Raw genomic sequence first — 26,069 nt, 5'->3', positions numbered from 1 at the left:
GGAGCAGCCCCTGCCGGTCCTCTTTCTGATGGGGCCCACCGCCACCGGCAAGACTGACTGCGCGGTGGCGCTGGCGCGCGCCCTGCCGGTAGAGATCATCAGCGTGGACTCGGCGCTGGTCTACCGCGGCATGGATATCGGTACCGCCAAGCCCCCACCGGAACTGCTGGCGGAGATCCCGCACCGGCTTATCGACATCCTGGACCCGGCGGAGGCCTATTCTGCCGCCCGCTTCCGCGCGGACGCCATCGCCGCCATCCGCGAGATCCACGCCGCCGGCCGGGTGCCACTGCTGGCCGGCGGGACCATGCTCTACTTCCGTGCGCTGGAGCACGGCCTGTCGGAATTACCCGAGGCCGACCCGGCGGTCCGTGGGCGCCTGGAGGCGGCGGCCCGGGCACGGGGCTGGGGGGCGCTGCACGCCCGCCTGGCGGATGTCGACCCCGAGGCGGCGGCGCGCATCCACCCCAACGACGCCCAGCGTATCCAACGGGCGTTGGAGGTTTGGGAACTTACCGGCCAATCCCTGTCTGACTTACAAAGGGCGGGGCAACAACAGTTGCCCTGGCCCGTGGCCAAGTGGGTGCTGATGCCCGAGGCGCGGTCGGACCTCCACCGGCGTATTGCCCGGCGGTTCGATCAGATGCTGGCGCAGGGGTTTATCGACGAGGTGGCCGCCCTGCGCGCTCGGGGCGATCTGCACCCGCAACTGCCGTCCATGCGTTCGGTGGGTTACCGGCAGGTCTGGGATTACCTGGACGGCCGGTATGGGCGCGAGATGCTGCGCGAGCGCGGTATCGTCGCCACCCGGCAGTTCGCCAAGCGCCAGATCACCTGGCTGCGCCGTGAGCGCGGGGTGACCGCCTGGTTGACGCCGGAGCAGGCGCAGGCGGCGCTGCTGGGGCAGGTGCGGCGCACTCTGGCCCAAACGTAATGCGGTCGCGTCTGTGAGGCCCTGTGATAGACTTTGTACAGCACTATTTTTTGGGGCGAGCCCGACGTCTTTTGGGCGGAATTTGAGTGACCGGCGCAAGCCCGGACAACAAGAAAGGTTTAGGAGTCAAGCTGATGGCCAAGGGGCAATCGTTGCAGGAACCCTTCCTGAACGCACTGCGCAAGGAAAAGGTGCCGGTATCCATCTACCTGGTCAACGGGATCAAGCTGCAGGGGCAGATTGAATCGTTCGACCAGTTTGTGATCCTGCTGCGTAACAATGTAAACCAGATGGTTTACAAGCATGCCATCTCCACTGTCGTGCCGGCCCGTAACGTGCGCACTGCGCCGCCGGCCGTGCCCGACACCCAGCAATCCAGCGAGGAATTCGGCAATATCTGAAGTCACCCCCACAAACACGGCCCCGGCGGCCTTGTTCGATCGCCCCGAAGGCGGTGAACGGGCGCTGTTGGTCCATCTGGACCTGGATGGTGACCCCCGGGATACCCTGGATGAGTTCCAGGCGTTGGCCGAGTCGGCAGGGGCCGAGACGGTGGATACCGTCCGGCACCGGCGCCACAGCCCCGACCCACGGTATTTCCTGGGCCGGGGGAAAGTGGAAGAGATCGCGGCGCGCATTCCCGCCGACGGCATCGAGTTGGTGTTGATCGATCACGCCATCAGTCCGGCGCAGGAGCGTAACCTCGAGCGCGAGTTCCGTTGCCGGGTACTGGACCGCACCGGGCTCATCCTGGACATCTTCGCCCAGCGCGCCCGCTCCCACGAGGGCAAGCTGCAGGTGGAGCTGGCGCAGCTGCGCCACATCGCCAGCCGACTGGTACGGGGTTGGTCCCACCTGGAGCGGCAGAAGGGCGGTATCGGCCTGCGCGGCCCGGGTGAGACCCAGCTGGAGATGGACCGCCGGATGCTCGGCACCCGCATTAAGCAGCTGGAGCGCAAGCTGGACAAGGTGCGGCGTCAGCGCGCCCAGGGGCGCCAGGCGCGGCGCCGGCAGGAGTTCCCGGTGGTCTCGCTGGTGGGTTACACCAACGCCGGCAAGTCCACCCTGTTCAATGCACTGACCGGCTCCGGCATCTACGCCGACGACCGGCTGTTTGCCACGCTGGACACCACCCTGCGCCGCCTCGAGTTACCCGACGGCCAGCCGGTGATCATGGCCGACACCGTCGGTTTTATCAGTGACCTGCCTCACGGCCTGGTGGCGGCATTCCGCTCCACCCTGGAAGAGGTGGGCGAATCGGACCTGCTGCTCCACGTGGTGGACGCCGCCGACCCGGACCGCGCCGACCACAGCCGCGAGGTGCAGGGCGTGCTCGCCGAGATCGGTGCCGGCGAGGTGCCGGTGCTCACGGTCTACAACAAGGCGGACCTCTGCCAGCACCCGGTGGGTGTCCTGCGCGACGAGGAAGACCAGCCGGAGGCCGTCTGGGTGTCCGCGGCCGAGAGCCGGGGGCTGGATGACCTGCTCGGCGCGGTGGCCGAGGAACTGGGCAGTGGCCGGGTGCGGGGTCGGGTTCACCTGCCCGTACACCAGGGGCGCCTGCGGGCCCGGTTCTATCAGCTCGGTCAAGTGCTGGACGAGCAGGTACAGGACGACGGCTCGCTGGACCTGCTGGTGGACCTGCCCCGGCGCGAACTCGAGCGCCTGCAGAGCAACGAAGGCCTGGAAACACCGCTGGAACCGGAGTACCCGGCGGACAGTCCATCCTGAAGGGCGCCTTGCGGTTTTCACTGCGGCGTCATTACAATCACCGGTTGCGCCTTCCGGCGCATCTAGATCCAACCCTTAACCACGGAGACATCCATGGCGTGGAATGAGCCAGGCGGCGGCAACCGCGATCCCTGGGGTGGTGGCGGCAACCGCGGTGGCGGGGGCGGCGGCGACAATCAGGGCCCGCCCGACCTCGACGAGGCCATCAACAAGATGCGTGACAAGGTCACCCAGCTGTTCGGCAGCAAAAAGGGTGGCGGCGCCGGTGACGGCGGTGGTTCCGGCCAGAACTTCAAAGGGCCGGGTGCCAAGGGCATCGCGCTGCTCGGCGGCCTGGTGGTGGCCGGCTGGCTGGCCTCCGGCATCTACATTGTCGACGAGGGCCAACGCGGCGTGGAGCTGACCTTCGGCGCCAACACCGGCGTGACCCAGCCGGGGCCCCACTGGCACTTCCCGCGGCCCATCGGCAGCGTGGAGCGGGTGGACGTCTCCGAGGTGCGGACCATCGAGATCGGTTACGAATCCATGGGTGATCGCACCCGCGCCGTGCTCCGTGAGGCGCTGATGCTTACCCGGGACGAGAACATCGTTAACCTCAAAGTGGCGATCCAGTACCGGATCAGCGACCCGGCCGAGTACCTTTTCAACTTCCGTCAGCCGGACGACACCCTCAAGCAGCTGGCCGAGAGCGCCCTGCGCGAGGTGGTCGGCAAGGCCGAGGCCCCTGAGGATGCTGATGTGAGTCCGGGCGAGGAATTCGGTCAGATTGCCGACGAACTCGCCGACGAGCTCACTGAGGAAGAGCTGGAGTCCCTGCTGGCCGGTGCCGACGACACCGCCAGGGCGGCCATCACTCCGCTGGAGTGGGTGCTGACCCAGGGGCGTGCCCAGGTGGCGGATGAGTCCGAGCAGCTCATTCAGACAGCCTTGGACCGCTACCAGGCCGGCCTGACGCTGGTTCGGGTGGCCATCCAGGACGCCCAGCCGCCGGAAGAGGTTCAGCCGGCCTTCGCGGACGCCATTCGCGCCCGTGAGGACCAGCAGCGCACCATCAGCCGGGCCCGTGCCTATGCGAACGCACTGATTCCGCGCGCCGAGGGTCAGGCGGCCCGCCAACGCGAGGAGGCGCAGGCCTACCGTGAGCAGGTCGTGGCGCAGGCCGAGGGTGAGACCGACCGCTTCACCGCGCTGCTGGGCGAGTACCAGAACGCACCGGAGGTTACCCGTCAGCGCCTCTATCTGGAGACCATGGAGCGTGTCCTGAGCAGCACCAGCAAGATCATGATGGACGTGGAGAGTGGCCAGTCACTCATGTACCTGCCTCTGGACCGCATGCTCGAGCGTAGTGACGCCGTGCAGGAGGATGACAACGATGAGGCGCGGGATCTTTCCATGGCGCCTCCGCTGGGCGGCAGGGATGCGGTCACACCGACCGAACGCGCCCGTGACTCGCTGCGGACCCGGGAGGTGCGCTGATGAACCAGATGGTCAAGACAGTCGTGGTGCCGGTCCTGGTAGTGGCCGCCATCCTGGCCTACTTCTCGGTCTTTACCGTGGACGAGCGGGAGTTCGCCCTGAAATTCCGCTTGGGTGAGGTCGTGCGTGACGACTTCGAGCCCGGGCTGCATTTCAAGCTCCCCTTCGTCAACAACGTGCGCAAGTTCGACCGCCGGGTGCAGACGCTGGACGCTGAGCCACAGCGCTTTCTGACCGCCGAGAACAAGAACCTGATCGTGGACTCGTTCGTCAAGTGGCGGATCGAGGACCCGACCGAGTTCTTCGTCTCCTTCGCGGGCGGTGACTTCCAGCGGGCCAACTCCCGGCTGCGAGAGATCGTGCAGCAGGGCTTGCGGGACGAGTTCGGCCAGCGCACGGTGGAGAACGTTATCTCCGGCGAGCGCGTGGAGATCATGGACATCCTGCGGGAGCGGGCCGCGGACTCCGCGAAGGACGTGGGCATCGAGGTGCTGGATGTCCGGCTGAAGCGCATCGACCTGCCGGAGGATGTCAACGAGTCCATCTTCCAGCGCATGGCGGCCGAGCGTGAGCGGGTGGCCCGCGAGCTGCGCGCCCTGGGTGAGGAGGCCGGTGAGCGGATCCGCGCCGAGGCCGATCGCCGCCGCACGGTGATCCTGGCCGAGGCCTACCGTGATGCCGAGCGCCTTCGTGGTGAGGGTGACGCCCAGGCCGCGTCGATCTACGCCAACGCCCACGGCGAGGATCCAGAGTTCTACGCGTTCCACCGGAGCCTCGGGGCCTACAGCGCCACCTTCCGCTCCAAGGAAGATATCCTCGTGTTGTCGCCGAACAGCGAGTTCTTCCAGTACTTCAATAATGGTATGAACGGGCTGGAGATGCCGTAACCGGTTTCCAGCGCCGGAATCGGGGCCGGGCCGAGAGGCCCGGCCTTTTTTATGGCAGGTAAACGGGTATCATGCTCGGCAAACGCACGTGCACCGGACCTGTCGTACTTTCCCGGAACTGAAGGACTTCCCATGAGCGATTCCGCCTTCAGCAAAGACAACCGCTGGCTGCTGCCAGAGGGCGTGGACGAGTTGCTGCCCGGCCAGGCCGGGCAGCTGGAGGGCCTGCGCCGCAAGCTGCTCGACCAGTTCAACAGCTGGGGCTACGAGTTGGTGATGCCGCCGTTCATCGAGTACCTGGACTCGCTGCTCACCGGCACCGGCCACGACCTGGACGTGCAGACCTTCAAGCTGACCGACCAGCTTACCGGACGGCTGATGGGGGTGCGCGCGGACATCACCCCGCAGGTGGCGCGCATTGATGCCCATCGACTTCGGAGGGAGGCGCCCACCCGCCTCTGCTACATCGGTAGCGTCCTGCATGCGCGACCGGAGGGCATCTCCCGTTCGCGCAACCCGGTGCAGCTGGGTGCCGAGCTGTTCGGGCACGCCGGGGTGGAAAGCGACATCGAGATCATCTCGCTGGCGGTGTCCAGTCTGCGCACGGCCGGCATCAGCCAGCCCTACCTGGATCTGGGCCACGTGGGTGTCTTCCGCGGGCTGGCCCGGGCGGCCGGCTGCGACGCCGCGCAGGAAGCGGCGTTGCTGGAGGCCCTGCAGCGCAAGGCGGTGGCCGAGATCGACGAGTTGCTGGACGAGGCCGGCATCGATCAGCCCTGGCGGCGCATGCTCCGCGCGCTGCCCCAGCTCAACGGCGGCGTCGAGGCCCTGGATCACGCCGGCGAGGTGCTGGCGGAGGCGCCGGAGAGCGTCCGTCAGGCCCTGCGCAATCTCTGGGGCGTGGCCGCCGGCCTCGAGCGCCGGCTGCCCGACCTGCCGCTGCACTTTGACCTGGCCGAGTTGCGCGGATACGGCTACCACACCGGCATCGTCTTCGCGGCGCTGGTGCCCGGCTACGGCTCCGAAGTGGCCCGCGGCGGCCGGTACGACGACATCGGCCGCGTGTTCGGCAACCCGCGCCCGGCCACCGGCTTCAGTGCCGACCTGCGCACGCTGGTCCAGGTCTCGGACGGCGTGCCGACGGCAACGGCCCGTGGCGGCATCCTCGCCCCCTGGGGCGACGAGCCGGACCTCATGCGCGCCATCGAGGCCCTGCGCGGTGAGGGGGAGCGGGTGGTGCAGGCGCTCCCCGGTCAGCAGGGTGGCGCCTCAGCGCAGGGCTGTGATCGCCGCTTGCAACAGGACGATCAGGGGCATTGGGTCACCCAGCCCCTTTAGCGGTGGTGGCATCGTGGGCGTGGCCCGCTCAACCGCGTGAACCCCGGCCCGCGCCGGAAACCAGAATCAATCGGACATACCGGATAACGGCAAGATCATGGCAAAGAACGTAGTTGTAGTCGGCTCTCAGTGGGGTGACGAGGGCAAGGGCAAAGTGGTGGACCTGCTCACCGAGCGCACCGGTGCGGTGGTGCGTTTCCAGGGTGGCCACAACGCGGGCCACACGCTGGTCATCGACGGGGAGCAGACCATTCTGCACCTGATCCCCTCGGGCATCCTGCGCGAGGGTGTCCAGTGCCTGATTGGCAACGGCGTGGTGCTGGCGCCCGACGCCCTGCTGGAAGAGGTGCAGGAGTTGGAGGGCAAGGGTATACCGGCCCGCGAGCGCCTGCGCATCAGCCCGGCCTGCCCGCTGATCCTGCCCTGCCACGTGGCCCTGGACAAGGCGCGCGAGACGGCGCGCGGCCAGGCCCGCATCGGCACCACCGGGCGTGGCATCGGGCCGGCTTACGAGGACAAGGTGTCGCGCCGCGGCATTCGCGTCGCCGACCTGTTCCACCGCGAGCGGCTGGCCGCCAAGCTGGGCGAACTGCTCGACTACCACAACTTCGTGCTCCAGCACTTCTTTCATGAGCAGCCCATCGACTTTCAGGACGTACTGGAGCGCTGCCTGAATTACGCCGAGGAGCTGCGGCCCATGGTGGCCGACGTGGGGCTGCTGCTGCAGCAGCACATGGAAGCGGGCCGTGACCTGCTGTTCGAGGGGGCCCAGGGCACGCTGCTGGATATCGACCACGGCACTTACCCCTTCGTGACCTCGTCCAACACGGTGGCCGGTGCCGCCGCAACCGGTACCGGGGTGGGGCCGCGCGACCTGCACTACGTGCTGGGCATCACCAAGGCCTACACCACCCGGGTCGGTTCCGGCCCCTTCCCGACGGAGCTGGACGACGAGATCGGCGACCTGCTGGGTGAGCGTGGCCGCGAGTTCGGCGCTACCACCGGGCGCAAGCGCCGCTGCGGCTGGTTCGACGCCGTGGCCCTGCGCCGCGCCGCCCAGATCAACAGCCTCTCCGGCCTGTGCATCACCAAGCTGGATGTGCTGGATGAGCTGGAGACGTTGCGCATCTGCGTGGGTTACCAGTGCGGTGATGAGCTGTGGGAGAGTCTGCCCCCGGGGGCGGAGCTGCTCGCCGACTGTCAGCCGCAGTACATCGACCTGCCGGGCTGGCAGTCCAGCACGCTCGGGGTGCAGGACTGGGAAGAGCTGCCGGAGAACGCGCGCAACTACCTGCGCAAGCTGGAAGAGCTGATCGGTGTGCCGGTGGCGATCGTGTCTACCGGGCCTGATCGCAACGAGACCATCGTGTTGCAGAACCCCTTCGAGGCCTGATCTCCCGGCTATCGCGCGTCCGGTGGGCTGTTCGCCGGGCGCGCGTCCCTCCCCGTGGCCCCTTCCCGGTCCGTGGAACGGCGTTGCCCTCCCCATTGTCCAACGGCCGTGACACGTTTGGACAAGCGAGGGAAGGCATTATGCAGAAGCGAACCACCATGCTGGCTGCGTTACTGGCCGCGGCGCTGGTGCTGGGCGGCTGTGCCCAGCAGGGCGGACCCACGCAGGAGCAGACCGGGGCGGTGGTCGGCGGCGCGCTGGGCGGCATTCTCGGTTCCCAGGTGGGTGGCGGCACCGGGCAGACCGCGGCCATTATCGGCGGCACGCTGGCCGGCTCCGCGATCGGCGCCAGTATCGGCGAGACCATGGACGAGGTAGACCGGCAGCGGATGGGGCAGACGCTGGAGACGCAGCCCGACCACCAGTCCTCCGAGTGGCAGAACCCGAACACCGGCCATGAATACCAGGTCACGCCTACCGAGACCCGGGATGCGGGCGGTCAGCCCTGCCGGACCTTCGAGACAGAGGCGGTGATCGACGGACAGCGCGAGACCGTGACCGGCGAGGCGTGCCGTACGGCGGACGGGCAGTGGGAGATGCAGTAGGCGCCCCTCGTGGCGCCGGCGGCTGCGCCGCTCGCCCAAACCCAAACAAAAAAGGCCGGACCCTTTCGGGACCGGCCTTTCGCGGTGTTGGTGCCGAGGAGAGGACTTGAACCTCCACGGGGTTGCCCCCACCAGCACCTGAAGCTGGCGCGTCTACCAATTCCGCCACCTCGGCGTGTCGTGGTGATGACTCACCGTCGACTGGGCGCAAACTATACGGATCCGCCCCGGGGTCGTCAACACCTCCGGCGCGATTTCTCGTGCCGCGCGGTTTGCATTGGCCGGTGCAGGGCGTATCCTTCGAGCCATTGACCCCGGGTGTGGCCGACAAATAACTGACACGATTCGAAAACAGGACCGAAGATAACAGAATGGCAAAACGCAAACGCAGCAAGTTACCCCAGCAGGGCCCCTACCTGGACCGCGAGCAGCAGAAGTACGACCGCCCGGTGCCCAGCCGTGAGTACCTGTTGGAGGTGATCGGCGCCCATGGTCGCCCCTTTACCCGCCAGGAGCTGGCAGAGCTGCTGGAGTTGACCGACCCCGACCAACAAGAGGGCCTGCGCCGCCGCCTGCGTGCCATGGAGCGCGACGGTCAGCTGGTGCGCAACCGCCGACGCGGTTACGTCATTGTCGACAACCGGGACCTGGTGCGCGGCCGCATCCAGGGCCATCAGAACGGCTCCGGCTGGTTGCGTCCGGACGACGGCAGCGCCTGGGTCTACCTGCCCCCGCGCCAGATGCGGGCGCTGATGCACGGCGACCGGGCCATTGCCCGCGTGGTCGGTCTGGGCGAGGACAAGCGCCCCGAGGGGGAGCTGGTCGAGGTGCTGGAGCGCGCCAACAGCCGGTTGCTGGGCCGCTACTTTGAAGAGAGCGGCATCGGTTTCGTCATGCCCGAGAACAAGCGCATGAGCCACGACATCATCGTGCCGGCCCACGAGGGCGCCGGCGCGGTGAGCGGCCAGATGGTGGTGGTGGAGATCCGGTCCCAGCCCACCGAGCGCCGCCAGGCCCTGGGTCAGGTGGTCGAGGTGCTCGGCGAGCACATCGACCCGGGCATGGAGATCAAGGTCGCGGCCGAGACCTACGGTATCCCCGTGGAGTGGCCCGAGGCCGTGGATCGCGAGATCGCCCACCTGGGCGAGCAGGTGCCGGAGGCGGCCAAGGCCGACCGGGTGGACTTGCGCGATACGCCGCTGGTGACCATCGACGGCGCCGATGCCCGCGACTTCGACGACGCGGTCTACTGTGAGCCTACCCCCAGCGGGTGGAAGCTCACCGTGGCCATCGCCGACGTCTCCCACTACGTGCGCCCGGGCACCGCGCTGGATGACGAAGCGCAGAACCGCGCCACCTCGGTCTACTTCCCGCGCAACGTGGTGCCGATGCTGCCCGAGGTGCTCTCCAACGGCCTGTGCTCGCTCAACCCCAAGGTGGACCGGCTGTGCATGGCCTGCGAGATGCTCATCGACCGCAACGGTGAGATCAAGCGCTCGCGCTTTCTGCGCGCGGTCATGCGCTCCCACGCCCGCTTCACCTACGAGCAGGTCTGGGGTCTGCTGCAGGGAGATGACCCGGAGGGCGCCGCCGAACACGCCGACCTGTTGCCGCACCTGCACCACCTCTACGAGCTGTACGGGGCCCTGCGCAGCGCACGCGAGCGGCGCGGCGCCATCGACTTCGAGAGCAGCGAGGCGGACATCGAGTTCGACGAGCAGGGACGCATCGTCAGCATTGCGCCGACCCGGCGCAATGACGTGCACAAACTGATCGAGGAGTGCATGATCGCCGCCAACGTCTGCGCCGCCCGCTTCCTGGAGCGTCAGCGCATCGGCGGACTCTACCGCGTGCACGACACCCCGCCGGAGGACCGGCTGGTCTCGCTGCGCGAGTTCCTCAGCGGTATCGGTCTGCAACTCGGGGGCGGCGACAAGCCGCGCGCCGCCGACTACGCCGAGATCATGCAGCAGGTGAAGGACCGGCCCGACCGCCACCTGATCGAGACCGTGATGCTGCGCTCCATGCAGGCGGCCGACTACCGACCGGACAACTCCGGCCACTTCGGCCTGGCGCTGGACGCCTATGCCCACTTCACCTCGCCCATCCGCCGTTACCCCGACCTGATGATGCACCGGGCCATCGGCCACATCCTCGACGGCGGCACCGGCGGCAGCTACCCGGTGCGCCACGATGAGCTGGTGGCCCTGGGCGAGCATTGTTCCACCTGTGAGCGGCGGGCCGACGATGCCACCCGCGATGCCCTGCTCACGCTCAAGTGCGAGTACATGCAGCAGCACCTGGGCGATGAGTTCAACGGCGTGATCAGCGGTGTCACCAGCTTCGGCCTGTTCATCGAACTGGAGGACCTGTTCGTCGACGGCCTGGTCCACGTGACCCAGCTGGAGAGTGACTTCTTCCACTTCGACCCGGTGGGCCACCGCCTGCTCGGCGAGCGCAGCGGCAAGGAGTACCGTCTGACCGACCGCGTGCGCGTGCAGATCGCCCGGGTGGACAAGGACGAGCGCAAGATCGACTTCAGCATGGTCGCCCACCCGCTGGACGCCGAGGGCAATCCGCTGCCCGGTGCCGAGCAGGGCGGTGGCAAGCGCGGCGGGGGGCGCAAGCGCCGGAGCCGCCGGCAGTGAGCGAGACGGAGCTGCTTTACGGCCTGCACGCGGTGCGGGCCGCGGTGGCGTGCGATGCCGATGCCATCGAGGCGGTCTGGGTGGAGAAGGGTCGCCGCGACGCCCGGCTGGCCCGGGTGCTGCGCACCCTGGAGGGGCGCGACCTGCCCATCCAGCGGGTACCGCGCAAGCAACTGGACGAGCTGACCGGCGGTGCCGTGCACCAGGGGGTGGTCATCCGTTACCGCGGCCCGACGCCGCTCGATGACAACGACCTGGCCGCCCACCTGGACGGGCTGCCCGCCCCGCCCCTGCTGCTGGTGCTGGACCAGGTGCAGGACCCGCATAACCTCGGCGCCTGCCTGCGCAGCGCCGAGGCCGCCGGCGTGCACGGGGTGATCGCCCCCCGTGACCGGGCGGTGGGCCTGACGCCGGTGGTGCACAAGGTCTCCAGCGGGGCGGCAGCGCGGGTGCCCTATTACCAGGTCACCAACCTGGCCCGCACGCTGGCCGGACTGCGCGACCGCGGCCTGTGGGTGGTGGGCGCGGCCGGCGAGGGTGGGGCCGAGCACTGGCAGGCCGACCTGACCGGGCCGCTGGTCCTGTGCATGGGGGCCGAGGGCAAGGGCCTGCGCCGGCTCACCCGCAAGGCCTGTGATGTGCTGGTGCGCATCCCTATGACCGGGCGGGTGGAGAGCCTGAACGTCTCTGTGGCCACCGGCATCCTGCTCTGGGAAGCGCTGCGCCAACGCCAGCTTTGATCTTTGTTGACAGGCGCCTTATACTTGCGCGCTTGTCAAAACCTTGCCTCACGGTTGTATGCCGGAGGCTGTTCAGGCCGGCAACGCAAAGTCGGCCGGATACCCGAAAGGAGTGAAAATGCGACACTACGAAATCGTTTTCATGGTCCATCCGGACCAGAGCGAGCAGGTGCCCTCGATGATCGAGCGCTACACCGGCATCGTCGAGTCCAAGGGCGGCAAGGTGCACCGCCTGGAAGACTGGGGTCGCCGGCAGCTCGCCTACCCGATCAACAAGCTCATCAAGGCCCATTACGTCCTGATGAACGTCGAGTGCGGCAAGGACGAGCTGGACGAGCTGGAATCGCTGTTCCGCTTCAACGACGCCGTCATCCGGAACATGGTCCTCAGCCGTGAAGAGGCCGTGACCGAGGCCTCCCCGCTGGCGCGCAGCCAGGAGAAGGACGAGGAAGAGGGCGACCGCAAGGCCGAGGCCTGAGGCCCGTCCCGGTGCCCGACGGGCAGCCCAGTAACCGGGTGATCTTCACCGGGGTGCTGGTCGACCGGGTCAGCCTCCGCGAGTCCCCCGCCGGCATCCCCATCGCCCGCTTCGCGCTGGACCACCAGTCGGAGCAGATCGAGGCCGGGGTGCCCCGCAGCCAGACACTGCGGCTGGGGGTCAGGGCCGCCGGCAAGGCGCTCTGCGAGGGGTTGGGCCAGTTGCCCGCCGGTACACCGCTGGAAGTCCGGGGCTACCTGGCGCGTACCGACCAGCGCGAGGACTACAAGCTGATCCTCTGCGCCCGGCGCATCACCCGGCTGGACACAACCGAAGAACATCATCAGGAGTAATCGACATGGCACGCTTCTTCCGTCGCCGCAAGTACTGCCGCTTCACCGCCGAGGGTGTGAAAGAGATCGACTACAAGGATCTCAACACCCTGCGCAACTACGTCACCGAAACGGGCAAGATCGTCCCGAGCCGGATCACCGGCACCAGCGCCCGCTACCAGCGTCAGCTGGCCCGGGCCATCAAGCGGGCCCGTTACCTGGCCCTGCTGCCCTACACCGACCGCCACTGATTCGCGGTCACGGCAGATAGGTCATGCGCGGTCTCGCCACCTTCGTGATGGGTGGGCGCTGGCAGGCGGTGGCCGTGGCGGCCGGCGCCGGTCTGGTGCCCCTGCTGGGGTGGGTCGGTGCCGCCGTACTGGCCCTGGTGACCCTGCGCCGCGGGGTCGCCGATGGCCTGGGTGTCGCGGTACCGGCCCTCGCCGGATTGGGGGCGCTCTACTGGCTGCTGATGGGCACGCCAGCCCCGGCGTTCCAGCTGGGGATCGAGCTCTGGGCGCCGGTGCTGCTGCTGGCCTTCTGGCTGCGGCGAACGGTCTCGCTGAGCGCCACCCTGCAGATCCTCGGGGTGCTGGGCGGGCTGGCGGTGCTCAGCCTGCACCTGATGCACGGCGATCTGCACGCCTACTGGCGTGAGGTCATGGACGGCATCCTCGGGGGCATGCCGGAGGGCGACCCCACCTGGCAGATGTTCGACGAGAGCATGCTGCCGCGGATGACCGGCTTCTGGGCCGTGGGGCTCATGGGGGCTGCGCTGCTGGCGCTCCTGCTGGGCCGCTGGTGGCAGGCGCTGCTCTACAACCCGGGTGGCTTCCAGGCCGAGTTCCACGGCCTGGACCTGGGCCGGGAGGCGGGCATTCTGGCGCTGATGCTGGTCGCTGCCAGCATGTTCACCGGAGTCGGCCTGGTGGCTGACCTGGCCCTGGTGGCCAGCGCACTGTTTGCGGTGCAGGCCATGGCCGTGGCCCACGCCTTCGTCAAGGCGCGGGGCATGAGCGTGGCCTGGCTGGTGACGGCCTATCTGCTGATGCCGATCGTGTTTCAGTTGGTGGCCCTGATCGGCATTGCGGATGCCCTGTTCAAGTGGCGCCGCAAGCTGGACGATCAGGATCAGAACGATTACCCGGGCTGAGTGCGCGGGTCTACATTCCGACTGTCGAGGTCTGAGAACGATGGAAGTCATACTGCTGGAAAAGGTGGCCAACCTGGGTGATCTGGGTGATCGCGTGAAGGTCCGTGCGGGCTACGGCCGCAACTACCTGCTGCCCCAGGGCAAGGCCAAGCCGGCCACCCAGGAAAACATCCGCTACTTCGAAGAGCGGCGTGCCGAACTCGAGCGTCAGGCCCAGGAGGTCCTGGCCGCGGCCGAGGCCCGCAAGGAGCAGCTCGAGGGGCTGTCCGTCACCATCAGCGCCAAGAGCGGTGACGAGGGCAAGCTGTTCGGCTCCGTCGGTACCCAGGACGTGGCCGATGCCATCACCGCCGCCGGCGTCGAGGTGGAGCGCCGTGAGGTGCGGATGCCCGAGGGCCCGATCCGCGTCACCGGCGAGTACGAGCTGGAGCTCGGCCTGCACACCGACGTGACCGCCATGGTCAAGATCGTGGTGCAGGGCGGCGACGAGGCCTGAGCGGCGCCCACGCGCAGGCCACGCGACCCGCGCCCCGGCATGCCGTCGCGCCATTAGCGCGGTACAATGCCGGGGCCGGTCCGCGATCCGCTCGGTGATATGGTGCAGAACCCTTCCGATAGCGCTGAGACAGAAGCCCTCAAGGTCCCGCCGCACTCGCTAGAGGCGGAGCAGGCCGTCCTCGGCGGCCTGATGCTGGACAATAACGCCTGGGACCAGGTTGCGGACCGGGTCACCGAGGAGGACTTCTACCGCCGCGATCACCGTCTGATCTGGCGGGCTATTGCCACCATGGCCGACGAAGGCCACCCGGTGGACGCGGTCACCATCTCCGAGTGGCTGAAGAACAACGAGCTGCTGGAGGCTGCCGGCGGCATGGCCTACCTGGGTGCGCTGGCCAGCGACACCCCCAGTGCCGCCAACATCAAAGCCTACGCGGACATCGTCCGCGAGCGCTCCGTCATGCGGCAGCTTATCCGCGTCGGTACCGACGTGGTGCAGAGCGCGTTCCAGCCCGAGGGCCGCGACAGCAAGACCCTGCTGGACGAGGCCGAGCGCAATATCTTCCGCATCGCCGAGCAAACCGGCCGGCACAAGCAGGGCTTCCGCGGGCTGAAGGAGCTGCTGCCGGGCGTGGTGGAGCGCATCGACCAGCTCTACCGCCAGGAGGGCGAGGTCACCGGCCTGGCCACCGGGTTCGACGACTTCGACCGCATGACCTCCGGCCTGCAGGACGGCGACCTGGTCATCGTTGCAGGACGCCCGTCGATGGGCAAGACCACGTGGGCGATGAATATCGTCGAACATGCGGCCATGAAGCAGGACGCGCCCACGGCGGTATTCAGCATGGAGATGCCGGGCGATTCGCTGGCCATGCGTATGCTCTCCTCGCTGGGGCGGGTGGAACTGCAACGCATTCGCTCCGGCCGGCTGGAGGATGACGACTGGCCACGGCTCACGTCTACCCTAAGCCTGCTCTCCCAGGCCAAGCTGTTCATCGACGATACCCCCGGGCTATCGCCCTCGGAGATGCGCGCCCGCGCCCGCCGGCTCAAGCGCGAACATGGGCTCGGGCTGATCGTTATCGATTACCTGCAGCTGATGCAGGTGCCCGGTGCCAAGGAGAACCGCGCCCAGGAGCTCTCCGAGATCTCCCGCTCCCTCAAGGGCATCGCCAAGGAACTGGACGTCCCGGTCATCGCCCTGTCCCAGCTCAACCGCTCGCTGGAACAGCGCCCCAACAAGCGTCCGGTCATGTCCGATCTTCGCGAATCTGGCGCGATTGAGCAGGATGCAGACGTGATCGTCTTTATCTACCGGGACGAGGTGTACAACCCGGACACGCCGGAGAAGGGCGTGGCGGAGATCATTATCGGCAAGCAGCGTAACGGCCCCATCGGCACGGTGAAGCTCACCTTCCTGGGCCGGTTCACGCGCTTTGAGAACCACATCGAGGAATACTACCCCGCCGGCGGGATGCCCGAATGAGCCGGCACCGCGACGGGGCAGGGAGGGGGCGCTGATGCGCGGCGAGGCCAGGCCAACCCGGGCACGAATCTCACTGGACGCCCTGCGTCACAACTACCGGGTGCTGCGCGCCAGTGCCTCCGATGCCCGTGTGATGGCGGTCATCAAGGGCGATGGCTACGGCCACGGGCTGGAGCGGGTGGCACGCACCCTCATGCCCGAGGCCGAGTGCTTCGCCGTCAGCGGTGTGGACGAGGCGCGGCCAATCCGCGCCGCAGGTGCCACGCAACCCGTGGTGTTGCTGGGCGGCTTCTTCTCCGCCGACGAGATCCCGCTGCACGCCCGCGAGGCCTTCCAGCCCGTTATCCACTCCCACTGGCAGGTGGAGGCCCTGGCGGCCGCCGGCCACCATGAGCCGCTGGATATCTGGATCAAGGTCGACAGCGGCATGCACCGGCTGGGCTTTCTGCCCGACGAGGTGGCCGGGGTGCACCGCCGCCTGTCGGCGCTGCCCGGTATTCGCGAGATCGGCTTTCTCACCCACCTGGCCGAGGCCGACGATCGCGACAGCCCGCGAACCCCGGAACAGCTCCGCACCTTCGAGCAGGCCTGCGCCGGCCTGCCCGGGCCGCGCAGCGCGGCCAACTCCGCCGGCACGCTGGGCTGGCCCGCCGCCCATTGCGACTGGGTTCGGCCGGGCATTTCGCTCTACGGCGCCACGCCCTTTGTCGACCAGGGCCGTGCGCGCCCCGACCTGCGCCCGGTTATGACCCTGGAAAGCGGCCTGATCAGCGTCAAGCAGCTCCCCGCCGGCGCACCCATCGGCTACGGCAGCACCTGGCGTTGCCCGGAGGCCATGCCGGTGGGGGTGGCGGCCATCGGCTACGGGGATGGCTACCCCCGCCACGCCCCCAGTGGCACGCCGCTCCTCGTGGATGGTGTCGAAACACAACTGCTTGGGCGCGTCTCCATGGACCTGATTACCGTGGACCTGCGCCCCTGCCCACAGGCCCGGCCCGGTGCCCGGGTGGTGCTCTGGGGCGACGGTCTGCCGGCGGAGACCGTGGCCGACCGCGCCGGCACCATCGCCTACGAACTGTTCTGCCAGGTCACGCCGCGCGCACCGCGCCAGGTGGTCGAGAGCCAACCCCGGACCTGAGTACCGCAGCCGGTCCGCCGGAACTGTCACAGGAACCGCGAAACGCAACCATGGCCCGTACCAAGACCGAATTCGTCTGCACCGACTGCGGGGGCATCACCCCCAAGTGGCAGGGCCAGTGCCCCGACTGCGGGGCCTGGAACACCCTGGAGGAGACCACCCGCGCACCGGCGGCCCCGGGCAAAGGGCGCGTGGGTCTTGCCGCCCGCTCCGCCGTGCAGACCCTGGACCAGGTCTCGCTGGAAGAGGAGGCCCGCCATCGCACCGACTCGCGGGAACTGGACCGGGTGCTTGGCGGCGGGTTGGTCAACGGCGCGGTCATCCTCCTGGGGGGCGATCCGGGCATTGGAAAGTCCACCCTGCTGTTGCAGACCCTCTCCAACCTCGCGCGGGACCACGCCGCCCTCTATGTCACCGGCGAGGAGTCGCTGCAGCAGGTGGCCCTGCGCGCCAGCCGGCTGGGGCTGCCCCGGGACCGGCTGGAGGTGCTGGCGGAGACCAGTGTCGAGGCCATGCTGGCCACCGCCGAGGCCCGTCGGCCCCGGGTGATGGTGGTGGACTCGGTGCAGACCGTCTTCACCGAGGCGCTACAGTCCGCCCCCGGCTCCGTCTCCCAGGTGCGCGAGTCCGCCGCCCAGCTGGTGCGCTACGCCAAGCGTAGCGGTACCGCGCTCTTCCTGGTGGGACATGTCACCAAGGAGGGGGCGCTGGCCGGGCCCCGGGTGCTGGAGCACATGGTCGATACCGTGCTCTACTTCGAGAGCGACTCCGGCAGCCGCTTCCGCCTGCTGCGGGCGGTGAAGAACCGCTTTGGCGCGGCCAACGAGCTGGGCGTCTTCGCCATGCAGGAGGACGGTCTGAAGGAGGTGCGCAACCCCTCGGCCATCTTTTTGTCCCGCCATGAATCGGCGGTGCCCGGCAGTCTGGTGACCGTCACCCGCGAGGGCAGCCGACCGCTCATGGTGGAGGTGCAGGCGCTGGTGGCCGACAGCCCCCTGAGCAACCCGCGCCGGGTGGCCGTGGGGCTGGATGGCAACCGCTTGTCGCTGTTGCTGGCCGTGCTGGCCCGCCACGGTGGCGTGGCCATGCACGGGCTGGACGTCTTTCTGAACGTGGTCGGGGGTGTGCGGGTCAGCGAGACCGCCAGCGACCTGCCGGCAGTGCTGGCAGTGCTCTCCAGCCTGCGTGACCGGCCGCTGCCATTGGATACGGTGGTGTTCGGGGAAATCGGGCTCGCCGGCGAGATCCGCCCGGTGCCCAACGGCGAGGAGCGGTTGCTGGAGGCCGCCAAGCACGGCTTTCGTCGCGCCATCGTGCCGCGCAAGAACCGGCCGCGGAAGCTGCCGGAGGGGCTGGAGGTGGTCGGCGTGGAGCGGCTGCAGGAGGCCATGGAGGCCGTGTTCTAGCGCACCGTCAGTCCTGAGGCGCCAGCTGCTCCAGCTCCCGGTGGATCAGCTCCACGTCGCCGGAGTTGGCCTCCAGCAGTTGGCGCAGCAGGGTCAGGCTGTCCACATCGATCCGCTCGCACCGGAAGCCGATCACCTTGCCGTGCAGGTGCGCCGGCTTCAGCTCCATGACGATCCGGTCCTCTGCCGTGAGGCTCAGGGTCAGGGTATACAGCGCCTCCGCCTCGGCCGTCTCGCCCCAGGTCGCCGGCACGGCCAGCATGGCGCCCTTCATCGACAGGTCCACCACCTCAACCGGTACGGCACCATCGGGCCCGTCCAGCCGGGCCGGGGCCTGGAAGCGCACCCGGGTGAAGCGCCGGCGGTCTGCTTGGTCGGTCATCTGGCCTTCCCTTGTCCGTTGCTTGAAGCGGCGCCGTCGACCGGCGGCGCGCGGCCCGTCGGCTGAAACGGCAGTGCCTCAACTATAGAGCCGTTCAGCCCCGGCTGTCACGGGCCCGGGCGGCCTCCAGGGTGTTGGCCATCAGCGTTGCCACGGTCATGGGGCCGACACCGCCCGGCACCGGGGTGATCCAGCCGGCGTTCTCCTTCGCGCCCTCGAAGTCCACGTCGCCGGTGAGCTTGCCCGACTCCAGCCGGTTAATGCCCACGTCGATGACGATCGCCCCGGGCTTGATCCAGTCGCCGGGCACGAACCCGGGCCGGCCCACCGCGGCCACCACGACATCCGCCGCCTTCACCCGCTCGGCCAGGTTCTGCGTGCGGCTGTGGCAGATGGTGATGGTGCAGCGGGCGTTCAACAGCTCCATGGCCATGGGGCGGCCGACGATGTTGGACTGGCCGATGATCACCGCGTCCTTGCCTACCAGGTCGATGCCGGTCTTCTCCAGCATGGTCATGACGCCGTGCGGGGTGCAGGGCCGCAGGCCCGACAGGCGCAGGGTCAGCCGGCCCATGTTCACCGGGTGGAAGCCGTCCACGTCCTTTTCGGGGCTGATGCGGTCGATCACCGTCTGCTCGTCGATATGATCGGGCAGGGGGAGTTGCACCAGTATGCCGTCGATCTCGTCGCGGCCGTTCAGTTCGTCCACCAGGGCCAGCAGTTGCTCCTGGGTGGTCTCCGCGGGCAGCTCGTGGGCGGTGGAGTGCATGCCCAGCTGTTCGCAGGCCTGGCGCTTCTTGCCCACGTACACCGTGGAGGCGGGGTCGGCGCCCACCAGCACCACGGCCAGTCCCGGCTGGCGGCCACCGGCGGCCACGCGGGCCTCCACCTGCTTGCGAACGTCCTCCCGCAGCTCTGCCGCGATGGCCTTACCGTCCAGAATCTGTGCGCTCATGCTGGTACCCGCTGATTGATGCGAAGGGTGGGGCCGCGACGGCCCGTGACTGGAAAGCCCCGAATTCTGTCACGCCCTACCGGCTGCCTCAACTTGGGTCATAATTTCATTTGACCCGGCTGTGGGGCAGTTGTATTATCTGCGTCCCGATCACGCTGCCCGGGCAGCCGGGTATTGCAACGGGGTGTAGCGCAGTCTGGTAGCGCTCCTGCTTTGGGAGCAGGAAGTCGGGGGTTCAAATCCCTCCACCCCGACCAAATCCTGCAAAGCAGGGCCAAGTCGGCTGGGCCGGGGCACCGAACAAGCGCCCGTAGCTCAATCGGATAGAGCATCGGCCTTCTAAGCCGACGGTTGCAGGTTCGAGTCCTGCCGGGCGCGCCAGTTTTCGGCCCCGCAGGCAGCGTTGTAACAAGCATTATGGTGGGCGTAGCTCAGTTGGTAGAGCTCCGGATTGTGGCTCCGGCGGTCGTGGGTTCAAATCCCATCGCTCACCCCATCTTCAGGGCCGTTAGCTCAATTGGTAGAGCAGCTGACTCTTAATCAGTAGGTTCGGGGTTCGAGTCCCTGACGGCCCACCAGTAAAATCGGGCGGTTACATCCGTAGCCGCCGGTTTTCCTCCAGTCAGTACCCCCCGCGCCAGCCAAACCGGCCCCTTACTGCGTTCTGCCACCGCAAGCGTCGCAGCTCCGGGCGATCACGTCGTGAGCCAGAGGACGCTGAACCATTCACGGTCATCGCTCCACTGTGCCGAGACCCGGAACCCCGCCTGCGCGGCGAGGCGCTGCATGCCCTCGGCGGAGTACTTGTAGCTGTACTCGGTGACGATGTGCTCATCGTCGTGGAACCCGTGCGTCCGGCCGCCAACGCGGATGGTCTGCCGCCCGCGGCTCACCAGGTGCATCTCGATGCGGCTGCACTCGTCATTCCACAGCGCCCGGTGGCGAAAGCCCGCCGGGTTCACCTCGGCGCCCAGCTCGTCCCGCATGCGCACCAGCAGGTTTCGGTTGAACGCGGCGGTCACCCCGGCGGCATCGTCGTAGGCGGCCTCCAGAATGCGCGGGTCCTTGCGCCGGTCCACGCCGAGGAGCAGCCCGCCCCGGTCGTCCAGCAACCCGCGGAACCCGCGCAGCAGGTCCACCGCCGCCTCCGGCGGGAAGTTGCCGATGGTGGAGCCGGGGAAGAACACCACCCGTCGGCGCGTTTCCGGGATGTCCGACGGGAGGCTGAACGGTGTGGTGAAGTCCGCGCACACCGGGGTGATGGGCAGGTCGGGGAATGCCCCGCGCAGATGCGACAGATTGGCGTGCAGGTGCTCGCCGGAGATCTCGACGGGGGCATAGCCGGCGGGGGCGCAGAGGTGTCGCAATAGTCGGCCCACCTTGGCGCAGCTGCCGCTGCCGGGCTCGATCAGCAGCACCCCGGGGCCGAGCTGGTCGGCAATGGCTGGCGCTGAACGCTCCAGAATCGCCATCTCCGTGCGCGTCAGGTAGTACTCCGGCAACTTGCAGATCCGATCAAACAGCCGGGAGCCGGTCGCATCGTAGAAGTACTTGGGGGACAGCATCGCCGGTGATTGCGCCAGCCCTTCCAGGACATCATGCAGGAACCCCTGTGTGTCCTCAGCGTGGTTTATCGGTGCCTCGGCGTACTCAACGCCTGCCTGCATTGCGGTGTGATCGCCCATGGCCGTCTACCATCCCTCCGTCCCAGGTTCGCCCTTGAAGGGGCCGTGAATATTGCTGGTGATCCAGCCGCCGTAGAAGCTTCCCGCCTGGGCCCGAACGCGTTCGTCGCCCACGTAGCAGGCGTCCACCCGCCCAGCATAGAAGGAGACGTAGCCCGCGATATCTGCATGGGAGGCCACCGGGTCGTCGTAGGCCCAGCAGACGTCTCGCACGGTGCCCGACGCCGTCTGCAGGTCCCAGTAACGCGCGTGCCCCTTGAATTCGCAGAAGGTGCGCGTCTCGCTGGGCGTGAGCCGGGACCAGTCGATACGCGCGGGGGGAAGGTAGTAGCAGGGTGGGTGGGACGTCTCCAGCACCCGGAACCCGCCGTCGGCATCCGCCAGGGGCCCGCCCTCATGGATGACCCGGAGGCGCGCATGCACGGGCTCTACCCGGGGTGGGCGCGGGTAGTCCCAGACGGACTCGGTCTCAGATGGACGGGTCATGGCGTTTTTACCTCGCTTGGCGGCGTATCCCAGGCCAGCCGCAGGCCGGCCTGCTGATGCCGGACGTGACGCTGGAAAAAGTTGCGGAAAGAGGACCGCTTGATGCCCGGATGCGTGAATCGGCAGCCACCGCGCAAAACCGGGTGTTCGCCGTCGAACCAGGGCATGGAATAGCCGTCGTAGGGGAACGGCCTGAAACCGGGGTAGGGGGCCAGGGGGTTGCTGCACCACTCCCAGACCCGACCGGTATCGGTCAGCAGCCCCTGGCGGTCGGCCGCCTCCCACTCGAACTCGTGGGGCAGGCGGGCCCCGGCCCAGCGCGCGAACGCCTCGGCCTCGTAGTGGCTGATGCCGCTGACCGGCGCATCGGGCTGGAGCGGCTCGTATCCGAGGGGGCCGCTAGAAATGAAGCGCCCCCCTTCGAGCGGATGCCAGTTCCACGGGTATGTGACCCGATTCCGCTCGCGCCAGGCCGCGCCCTCGTTCGACCAGCAGGTGTCGTCGCCGTAACCGCCGGCCGCCATGAAGGCCAGCCACTGGGCGTTGGTTACCGGGCGGCGCGCCAGCCAGGCGCCCTCCAGTTGCACGGTGTGGCTCGGCCGCTCGTTATCGTAGGCGCGCACATGGTCGGCCCCGACGCGGTACCGCCCCGGGGCCAGGTGAATGGCGTCGGGCCCGGTTGGCGCGGAGTAGGGTGTTCCGTCTCCATCGGGCCCGGGCGCTGAGGCGGGCTCTGATGCGGTGATGGCCGTCAGACAGTAGAGCAGCGTCTCGTGGTGCTGGGCGAAGTGCTGCTCCAGAAAGTGGAGCAGGTAGTCATCCGCCATCAGGGGGTGGGCGTTCAGCCAGCCGGGCGGGTCGGCAAACCGGCTCAGGGTGCGCTCATGCACCCCGGTGGTCCACGCCATGAGCGCGTCCCTCGCCGGCAGGCGGGTTGCGCGCTCATCCTTTGGGCTCAGTTCCGGGAAATAGAGGGCGTGCAGCGCGCTGTCCGGGGCAGCCTCGCCCACACGTTCTTCCACCCAGTGGTGTTCCATCAGGGCGCAATGGCCAAGGTGCCAGCCGACCGGGCTCAGCTCCGGATGGTATTGCCGACGCAGTTGCGCCTCGGTAAGCGTCTCGGCGAGAGCCCGCGCCCGCCCATGGTGGCTGGCCAGGGCCTGAAGCGCGTCGGCCCGGTCCCGTGGCGCGACCGCTTCAGAGGGGTATAGGGGAAACCGCATCGGCGCCAGGCTCCAGGGTGAACGTATGGTGCGGGGGGATGGGTGTCCAACCGTCGTGGTTGTCCAGAGGCTCCGAGGCAATCAGGGCGCCGCCGCGGAACGCCGGATGTGCGGGGTGGGCGTACAGGCTGGGGCAGTCCATGCCAACGGCATGGCGCACACCAATGAGCCGAGCCCCCTGCGCCACGACCAGGTTGAGTAGTGCATGGGCGTCGGCGGTGGCCAACCAGTCCTGAACCCGTGCCAGTGTGGGCCGCAGGGCGGCTTCCAGTCCGTTGTCAGATGACGCTGCCTCCTGGCGCAGCAGGGCAAACAGGTATTCAGAGTCGGTGGTGCCGTGAATGTCCGCCTCAAATCGGCTCTCCAGAGCACGCCGGAAACGACCTCGGAGGGCAGTGCCAAACGCTTCCATGAAACCGTTATGCAGAAATAACAGGTCGTCCCCGATAAAGGGCTGCGTGTTGGCGTATCCGTTGGATAGCGGGTCTGTTGCGCTGCGGACGTTACCTACCCAGAGGGCGCTCTCCAGCGACCGGCCCAGTGATTCCAGGTTGGGGTCTGCCCAGGCGGGCAGTGTTGAGCGGTAGGTGGCGGGGCGCCCGGCGGCATCAAGCCACCCGATACCCACACCGTCGGCATTGACCGTGGCGGACAGGGTCTCACGTGGGGCGTGCGCCTGCTGGATCAGGCTGTGTGGCGGGTGGTTCAGGAAGATTTCCAGCGGTAGCCGAGGCCCGGTATAGGCTGCCATTCTGCACACGGTGCTGGTCCCTCAATCAGCGTCATGTCACGAACCGCGTGGTTACGGGTTCAATATCAACATATATTCATATAGCCGCCGTATAGCTTCAGTACAAGTATTTCAGGTATCTTGCTGTGGTTCACGCTTTGCGCAGCCCGCCACTCCAGCCTCATGGCCGCTCATTAAGCGCCCAGTCGTTGTTGGTAAGGGGCACGCCGCCAGTGGCGGTGACCTGCACGGTATCGCTGATGCCAATGCCCCACTGCCCGGGCAGGCGGAGGCAGATCGGCAGATGCAAGACCATGTTTTCCTCGAAGGGGCGCATTTGACCGCGGGCGATAAAGCCCGTCCCCTCCACCCAACTGGGCGGGAACTGCGCGCCCACGGCGTAGCCGAACACGCCGGAGAAAAACAGGCGATCGGCGTGGGGCGCCAGCACTTTCTCCGCCGCCTGCGCCGCATCATCAAACGTCCGGCCGGGCCGCATGGCGTCTGTCAGCGCTTCAAAAATACCCCGGCAGACATCCCGCACCGCCTGCATCTCGGGGCTGGCGCGGCCGGCCACCGCGGTGCGCATCATGGGCGCGGTGTAGCGCTGATAAGCCGATCCAAACTCCAGAAACACCGGATCGCCGGCAACGATCGGTGTGCGCTTGTGGTTCAGGTGAATCACGCTGCTGCGTTGCCCGCTGGTGACGATCGGCTGCAGGCTCATGAATTCACTGCCTTCTGCCATAAGCGCCCTGGCACCCTCGGCGGCCACATCACTGTCCGTGATACCGGGCGTGATGATTGCCTCGGCCGCAGCCAGCCCGGCGGCGGTGATCCGGGCACTTTCCCGCAGACAGGCCAACTCCACCTCCCGTTTGACCAGTCGCTGACCATCCAGTAGCGCTCCGCCATCGCCATGAAAACGCTCCTGCCCCAGGCGCTCCTGCAGGGGCTGGATGACGCCCAGGCGCAGCCCGGCGCTGAAGGTGTCCAGTCCGATAGCGCGGCAGGGTGCCAACAGATCGGCCAGCGGCGTGATCACCTCATCAATGCCCTCCCACCGGTAACCGATCACCTCATCCACAGTGGCAGTCACCACGGCGGGGCCTGTCTCGATGGATGGCACCTGCAAGACCAGGCGGTTCGCCGTCACCACCAGCGCGGTGTGCACCGAAACCTCAAAGGTGTGGTAGCCGGTGAGGTAGAAGATGTCGGCCGGATCAGTGAGCAACAGGGCGTCTCGGCCTGCGTGCTGCATCAGGGCGCGGGTCTGGTTCAGGCGGGTGGAGAACTCCTCGTTGGAGAAGGGCAGTTCGGCCCCTTGCAGCCAATCAGAGAGGGCTTGGCGATAGGCGTTGAAATCCATCAGGGCTCCCGGGCGAACAGGTCCATGCGGCCGTGATTATTGCCCCGGATTGTAGAAGCCGGCTGGCCGACCCGCTCAAGGTCAGCCCTTGCTCTTGCCGTAAGCCAGCCACAGCAGCAATGCCCCGCCCAGAATCATCGGCAGCGTCAGCACATGCCCCATGGTCACCCAACCGAAGGCCAGGTAGCCGATGTGCGCGTCCGGGAGCCGGACGAACTCCACCAGGAAGCGGAAGGTACCGTAGCCGACCAGGAAGACCCCGCTGACCGCCATCGCCGGGCGGGGGCGGCTGGAGAACCACCAGACGATAGCGAACAGTACCAGCCCCTCCAGCAGGGCCTGGTACAGCTGCGAGGGGTGGCGCGGATCCGGGCCCAGGGGTGGGTAGACCATGGCCCAGGGCAGGTCGCTGGGCGCCCCCCAGAGCTCGCCGTTAATAAAGTTGCCGATGCGTCCGAAGCCGAGCCCCGGTGGGATCAGCGGTGCCACGAAGTCGGTCATGCGGAAGAACCCGCAGCCCACCTTGCGCTGGAACAGCCAGCAGGCGATGAATACCCCCAGCATGCCCCCGTGGAACGACATGCCCCCCTCCCAAAGCCGCAGCAGCGAGAGCGGGTCTGCGGCGATGCCGCCCAGGTTGTAAAACAGGTGGTAACCCAGCTTGCCGCCGGCCACTATGCCCACCGCGATATAAAAGACCAGGTCGTCCACCTGGGTCGGGGTGAGGGGCGAGTGGGGCCGTTTCGCGCGGATGCGGCCCAGCCACCAGCCGGCGGCAAAGCCGAACACGTACATCAGGCCATACCAGTGCACGGCCAGGGGCCCGAGCTGGATGGCGACCGGGTCGATGTCAGGATAAGTGATCATGCGCGCATCATACCCGTTCGCCCGGCTGACGCGCAGCGCCCGACGGTGTGGTTTGCGCACTGCCCACCCATCCCCTCGGTGTCCGCGCCCAACCCGGCCAAACTTTCCTCAGCACCTGAGCTTCTGCCT

General features: G+C 67.8%; 26 protein-coding genes and 5 tRNA genes. 22 read left to right on the top strand and 9 right to left on the bottom strand.

Features of this window, described 5'->3' with window-relative positions; genetic code table 11:
• The first annotated feature begins 28 nt into the window (after positions 1-28).
• The 8 genes from miaA (at position 29) to DFR31_RS05430 (ending at position 8,364) form a co-directional block, all read left to right on the top strand.
• A complete protein-coding gene (gene miaA, locus DFR31_RS05465) occupies positions 29-934 on the top strand; it encodes a tRNA (adenosine(37)-N6)-dimethylallyltransferase MiaA (protein ID WP_211328265.1) in 906 nt (301 codons plus the stop codon).
• 134 nt (positions 935-1,068) lie between these two features.
• Positions 1,069-1,335, top strand: coding sequence for an RNA chaperone Hfq (gene hfq / locus DFR31_RS05460; protein WP_121441607.1), 267 nt, complete (start codon positions 1,069-1,071; stop codon positions 1,333-1,335).
• 31 nt (positions 1,336-1,366) lie between these two features.
• Positions 1,367-2,665 carry a ribosome rescue GTPase HflX gene (hflX, locus tag DFR31_RS05455; protein WP_121441606.1) on the top strand — a complete coding sequence of 433 codons (1,299 nt, stop codon included), beginning with the start codon at positions 1,367-1,369 and terminating at the stop codon, positions 2,663-2,665.
• A gap of 93 nt (positions 2,666-2,758) precedes the next feature.
• The gene (hflK, locus tag DFR31_RS05450) at positions 2,759-4,141 is read left to right on the top strand and encodes an FtsH protease activity modulator HflK (protein ID WP_121441605.1); all 1,383 of its coding nucleotides are present in this window, start codon (positions 2,759-2,761) and stop codon (positions 4,139-4,141) included.
• Positions 4,141-5,028, top strand: a complete 888-nt coding sequence (gene hflC / locus DFR31_RS05445) for a protease modulator HflC (protein WP_121441604.1) — start codon at positions 4,141-4,143, stop codon at positions 5,026-5,028. Before hflK ends, hflC begins: the two co-directional genes overlap by 1 nt.
• Before the next feature lie 132 nt (positions 5,029-5,160).
• Positions 5,161-6,366: an ATP phosphoribosyltransferase regulatory subunit gene (locus tag DFR31_RS05440; RefSeq protein WP_121441603.1), complete on the top strand. Its 1,206-nt coding sequence runs from the start codon at positions 5,161-5,163 to the stop codon at positions 6,364-6,366.
• 97 nt (positions 6,367-6,463) lie between these two features.
• Positions 6,464-7,759, top strand: a complete 1,296-nt coding sequence (locus DFR31_RS05435) for an adenylosuccinate synthase (protein WP_121441602.1) — start codon at positions 6,464-6,466, stop codon at positions 7,757-7,759.
• A gap of 140 nt (positions 7,760-7,899) precedes the next feature.
• Positions 7,900-8,364, top strand: a complete 465-nt coding sequence (locus DFR31_RS05430) for an RT0821/Lpp0805 family surface protein (protein ID WP_121441601.1) — start codon at positions 7,900-7,902, stop codon at positions 8,362-8,364.
• Positions 8,365-8,452: 88 nt separating this feature from the next.
• On the opposite strand, the gene DFR31_RS05425 is transcribed toward DFR31_RS05430, so the two are convergent.
• Positions 8,453-8,539 (bottom strand) — tRNA-Leu (locus DFR31_RS05425).
• Positions 8,540-8,735: 196 nt separating this feature from the next.
• Between DFR31_RS05425 and rnr the strand changes: the two genes are divergently transcribed.
• The 10 genes from rnr (at position 8,736) to radA (ending at position 18,243) form a co-directional block, all read left to right on the top strand.
• Positions 8,736-11,012, top strand: a complete 2,277-nt coding sequence (gene rnr, locus DFR31_RS05420; protein WP_121441600.1) for a ribonuclease R — start codon at positions 8,736-8,738, stop codon at positions 11,010-11,012.
• Complete coding sequence (rlmB, locus tag DFR31_RS05415) at positions 11,009-11,752, top strand: 23S rRNA (guanosine(2251)-2'-O)-methyltransferase RlmB (protein ID WP_121441599.1); 744 nt, start codon at positions 11,009-11,011, stop codon at positions 11,750-11,752. Before rnr ends, rlmB begins: the two co-directional genes overlap by 4 nt.
• 118 nt (positions 11,753-11,870) lie before the next feature.
• Entirely contained in the window at positions 11,871-12,230 is a 360-nt protein-coding gene (rpsF, locus tag DFR31_RS05410) for a 30S ribosomal protein S6 (RefSeq protein ID WP_121441598.1), read from the top strand.
• An 11-nt stretch (positions 12,231-12,241) separates the two neighbouring features.
• Positions 12,242-12,583 carry a primosomal replication protein N gene (gene priB / locus DFR31_RS05405; protein WP_121441597.1) on the top strand — a complete coding sequence of 114 codons (342 nt, stop codon included), beginning with the start codon at positions 12,242-12,244 and terminating at the stop codon, positions 12,581-12,583.
• A gap of 5 nt (positions 12,584-12,588) precedes the next feature.
• The gene (gene rpsR, locus DFR31_RS05400) at positions 12,589-12,813 is read left to right on the top strand and encodes a 30S ribosomal protein S18 (RefSeq protein WP_011628333.1); all 225 of its coding nucleotides are present in this window, start codon (positions 12,589-12,591) and stop codon (positions 12,811-12,813) included.
• A 23-nt stretch (positions 12,814-12,836) separates the two neighbouring features.
• Positions 12,837-13,715 (top strand): YybS family protein, encoded by an 879-nt coding sequence (locus DFR31_RS05395; protein ID WP_121441596.1) that lies wholly within the window; start codon positions 12,837-12,839, stop codon positions 13,713-13,715.
• Positions 13,716-13,755: 40 nt separating this feature from the next.
• Positions 13,756-14,211, top strand: coding sequence for a 50S ribosomal protein L9 (gene rplI / locus DFR31_RS05390; protein WP_121441595.1), 456 nt, complete (start codon positions 13,756-13,758; stop codon positions 14,209-14,211).
• A 99-nt stretch (positions 14,212-14,310) separates the two neighbouring features.
• Positions 14,311-15,699: a replicative DNA helicase gene (dnaB, locus tag DFR31_RS05385; protein ID WP_121442182.1), complete on the top strand. Its 1,389-nt coding sequence runs from the start codon at positions 14,311-14,313 to the stop codon at positions 15,697-15,699.
• Positions 15,700-15,733: 34 nt separating this feature from the next.
• Positions 15,734-16,837: an alanine racemase gene (gene alr / locus DFR31_RS05380; protein ID WP_121441594.1), complete on the top strand. Its 1,104-nt coding sequence runs from the start codon at positions 15,734-15,736 to the stop codon at positions 16,835-16,837.
• Between the two features lie 50 nt (positions 16,838-16,887).
• Entirely contained in the window at positions 16,888-18,243 is a 1,356-nt protein-coding gene (gene radA, locus DFR31_RS05375; RefSeq protein WP_121441593.1) for a DNA repair protein RadA, read from the top strand.
• A gap of 7 nt (positions 18,244-18,250) precedes the next feature.
• Here radA and DFR31_RS05370 read toward each other — a convergent pair whose 3' ends face one another.
• Both DFR31_RS05370 and folD read right to left on the bottom strand, forming a co-directional pair.
• On the bottom strand, positions 18,251-18,625 hold the full coding sequence (locus DFR31_RS05370; protein ID WP_121441592.1) for a PilZ domain-containing protein: 375 nt from the start codon (positions 18,623-18,625) through the stop codon (positions 18,251-18,253).
• A 94-nt stretch (positions 18,626-18,719) separates the two neighbouring features.
• Positions 18,720-19,580, bottom strand: coding sequence for a bifunctional methylenetetrahydrofolate dehydrogenase/methenyltetrahydrofolate cyclohydrolase FolD (folD, locus tag DFR31_RS05365; protein WP_121441591.1), 861 nt, complete (start codon positions 19,578-19,580; stop codon positions 18,720-18,722).
• A 180-nt stretch (positions 19,581-19,760) separates the two neighbouring features.
• Here folD and DFR31_RS05360 point away from each other — a divergent pair.
• The 4 genes from DFR31_RS05360 (at position 19,761) to DFR31_RS05345 (ending at position 20,158) form a co-directional block, all read left to right on the top strand.
• Positions 19,761-19,837: transfer RNA gene (locus DFR31_RS05360), tRNA-Pro, on the top strand.
• 47 nt (positions 19,838-19,884) lie between these two features.
• Positions 19,885-19,961: transfer RNA gene (locus DFR31_RS05355), tRNA-Arg, on the top strand.
• Positions 19,962-20,000: 39 nt separating this feature from the next.
• A tRNA-His gene (locus DFR31_RS05350) sits at positions 20,001-20,076 on the top strand.
• A 6-nt stretch (positions 20,077-20,082) separates the two neighbouring features.
• Positions 20,083-20,158, top strand: a tRNA-Lys gene (locus DFR31_RS05345).
• A 117-nt stretch (positions 20,159-20,275) separates the two neighbouring features.
• On the opposite strand, the gene egtD is transcribed toward DFR31_RS05345, so the two are convergent.
• The 6 genes from egtD to lgt form a co-directional block, all read right to left on the bottom strand.
• Positions 20,276-21,265 (bottom strand): L-histidine N(alpha)-methyltransferase, encoded by a 990-nt coding sequence (gene egtD / locus DFR31_RS05340; RefSeq protein ID WP_211328237.1) that lies wholly within the window; start codon positions 21,263-21,265, stop codon positions 20,276-20,278.
• Positions 21,266-21,271: 6 nt separating this feature from the next.
• Positions 21,272-21,751, bottom strand: a complete 480-nt coding sequence (locus DFR31_RS05335; protein ID WP_121441590.1) for a DUF427 domain-containing protein — start codon at positions 21,749-21,751, stop codon at positions 21,272-21,274.
• Complete coding sequence (locus tag DFR31_RS05330) at positions 21,748-22,974, bottom strand: SUMF1/EgtB/PvdO family nonheme iron enzyme (RefSeq protein ID WP_121441589.1); 1,227 nt, start codon at positions 22,972-22,974, stop codon at positions 21,748-21,750. The genes DFR31_RS05335 and DFR31_RS05330 overlap by 4 nt, the downstream gene beginning before the upstream one ends.
• Complete coding sequence (locus DFR31_RS05325) at positions 22,949-23,725, bottom strand: class II glutamine amidotransferase (RefSeq protein ID WP_121441588.1); 777 nt, start codon at positions 23,723-23,725, stop codon at positions 22,949-22,951. Before DFR31_RS05325 ends, DFR31_RS05330 begins: the two co-directional genes overlap by 26 nt.
• Before the next feature lie 160 nt (positions 23,726-23,885).
• The gene (locus tag DFR31_RS05320) at positions 23,886-25,073 is read right to left on the bottom strand and encodes a M24 family metallopeptidase (protein WP_121441587.1); all 1,188 of its coding nucleotides are present in this window, start codon (positions 25,071-25,073) and stop codon (positions 23,886-23,888) included.
• A gap of 81 nt (positions 25,074-25,154) precedes the next feature.
• Positions 25,155-25,940: a prolipoprotein diacylglyceryl transferase gene (gene lgt, locus DFR31_RS05315; protein WP_121441586.1), complete on the bottom strand. Its 786-nt coding sequence runs from the start codon at positions 25,938-25,940 to the stop codon at positions 25,155-25,157.
• Positions 25,941-26,069 lie beyond the last annotated feature (129 nt).

It is taken from the genome of Alkalispirillum mobile (assembly GCF_003664325.1).
In the GTDB taxonomy this organism is placed as follows: Bacteria; Pseudomonadota; Gammaproteobacteria; order Nitrococcales; family Halorhodospiraceae; genus Alkalilimnicola; species Alkalilimnicola mobilis.
The sequence above is the reverse complement of the archived record's forward strand: the minus strand, read 5'-3'. Positions and strand labels throughout refer to the sequence as shown.

What these genes read in the sequence shown, in the direction of transcription:
- miaA (WP_211328265.1), top strand. Translation starts at nt 29, where the DNA reads ATGGGGCCCACCGCCACCGGCAAGACTGACTGCGCGGTGGCGCTGGCG.
- hfq (WP_121441607.1), top strand. Translation starts at nt 1,069, where the DNA reads ATGGCCAAGGGGCAATCGTTGCAGGAACCCTTCCTGAACGCACTGCGC.
- hflK (WP_121441605.1), top strand. Translation starts at nt 2,759, where the DNA reads ATGGCGTGGAATGAGCCAGGCGGCGGCAACCGCGATCCCTGGGGTGGT.
- hflC (WP_121441604.1), top strand. Translation starts at nt 4,141, where the DNA reads ATGAACCAGATGGTCAAGACAGTCGTGGTGCCGGTCCTGGTAGTGGCC.
- DFR31_RS05440 (WP_121441603.1), top strand. Translation starts at nt 5,161, where the DNA reads ATGAGCGATTCCGCCTTCAGCAAAGACAACCGCTGGCTGCTGCCAGAG.
- DFR31_RS05435 (WP_121441602.1), top strand. Translation starts at nt 6,464, where the DNA reads ATGGCAAAGAACGTAGTTGTAGTCGGCTCTCAGTGGGGTGACGAGGGC.
- DFR31_RS05430 (WP_121441601.1), top strand. Translation starts at nt 7,900, where the DNA reads ATGCAGAAGCGAACCACCATGCTGGCTGCGTTACTGGCCGCGGCGCTG.
- rnr (WP_121441600.1), top strand. Translation starts at nt 8,736, where the DNA reads ATGGCAAAACGCAAACGCAGCAAGTTACCCCAGCAGGGCCCCTACCTG.
- rpsF (WP_121441598.1), top strand. Translation starts at nt 11,871, where the DNA reads ATGCGACACTACGAAATCGTTTTCATGGTCCATCCGGACCAGAGCGAG.
- rpsR (WP_011628333.1), top strand. Translation starts at nt 12,589, where the DNA reads ATGGCACGCTTCTTCCGTCGCCGCAAGTACTGCCGCTTCACCGCCGAG.
- DFR31_RS05395 (WP_121441596.1), top strand. Translation starts at nt 12,837, where the DNA reads ATGCGCGGTCTCGCCACCTTCGTGATGGGTGGGCGCTGGCAGGCGGTG.
- rplI (WP_121441595.1), top strand. Translation starts at nt 13,756, where the DNA reads ATGGAAGTCATACTGCTGGAAAAGGTGGCCAACCTGGGTGATCTGGGT.
- dnaB (WP_121442182.1), top strand. Translation starts at nt 14,311, where the DNA reads ATGGTGCAGAACCCTTCCGATAGCGCTGAGACAGAAGCCCTCAAGGTC.
- alr (WP_121441594.1), top strand. Translation starts at nt 15,734, where the DNA reads ATGCGCGGCGAGGCCAGGCCAACCCGGGCACGAATCTCACTGGACGCC.
- radA (WP_121441593.1), top strand. Translation starts at nt 16,888, where the DNA reads ATGGCCCGTACCAAGACCGAATTCGTCTGCACCGACTGCGGGGGCATC.
- DFR31_RS05370 (WP_121441592.1), bottom strand. Translation starts at nt 18,625, where the DNA reads ATGACCGACCAAGCAGACCGCCGGCGCTTCACCCGGGTGCGCTTCCAG.
- folD (WP_121441591.1), bottom strand. Translation starts at nt 19,580, where the DNA reads ATGAGCGCACAGATTCTGGACGGTAAGGCCATCGCGGCAGAGCTGCGG.
- egtD (WP_211328237.1), bottom strand. Translation starts at nt 21,265, where the DNA reads ATGGGCGATCACACCGCAATGCAGGCAGGCGTTGAGTACGCCGAGGCA.
- DFR31_RS05335 (WP_121441590.1), bottom strand. Translation starts at nt 21,751, where the DNA reads ATGACCCGTCCATCTGAGACCGAGTCCGTCTGGGACTACCCGCGCCCA.
- DFR31_RS05330 (WP_121441589.1), bottom strand. Translation starts at nt 22,974, where the DNA reads ATGCGGTTTCCCCTATACCCCTCTGAAGCGGTCGCGCCACGGGACCGG.
- DFR31_RS05325 (WP_121441588.1), bottom strand. Translation starts at nt 23,725, where the DNA reads ATGGCAGCCTATACCGGGCCTCGGCTACCGCTGGAAATCTTCCTGAAC.
- DFR31_RS05320 (WP_121441587.1), bottom strand. Translation starts at nt 25,073, where the DNA reads ATGGATTTCAACGCCTATCGCCAAGCCCTCTCTGATTGGCTGCAAGGG.
- lgt (WP_121441586.1), bottom strand. Translation starts at nt 25,940, where the DNA reads ATGATCACTTATCCTGACATCGACCCGGTCGCCATCCAGCTCGGGCCC.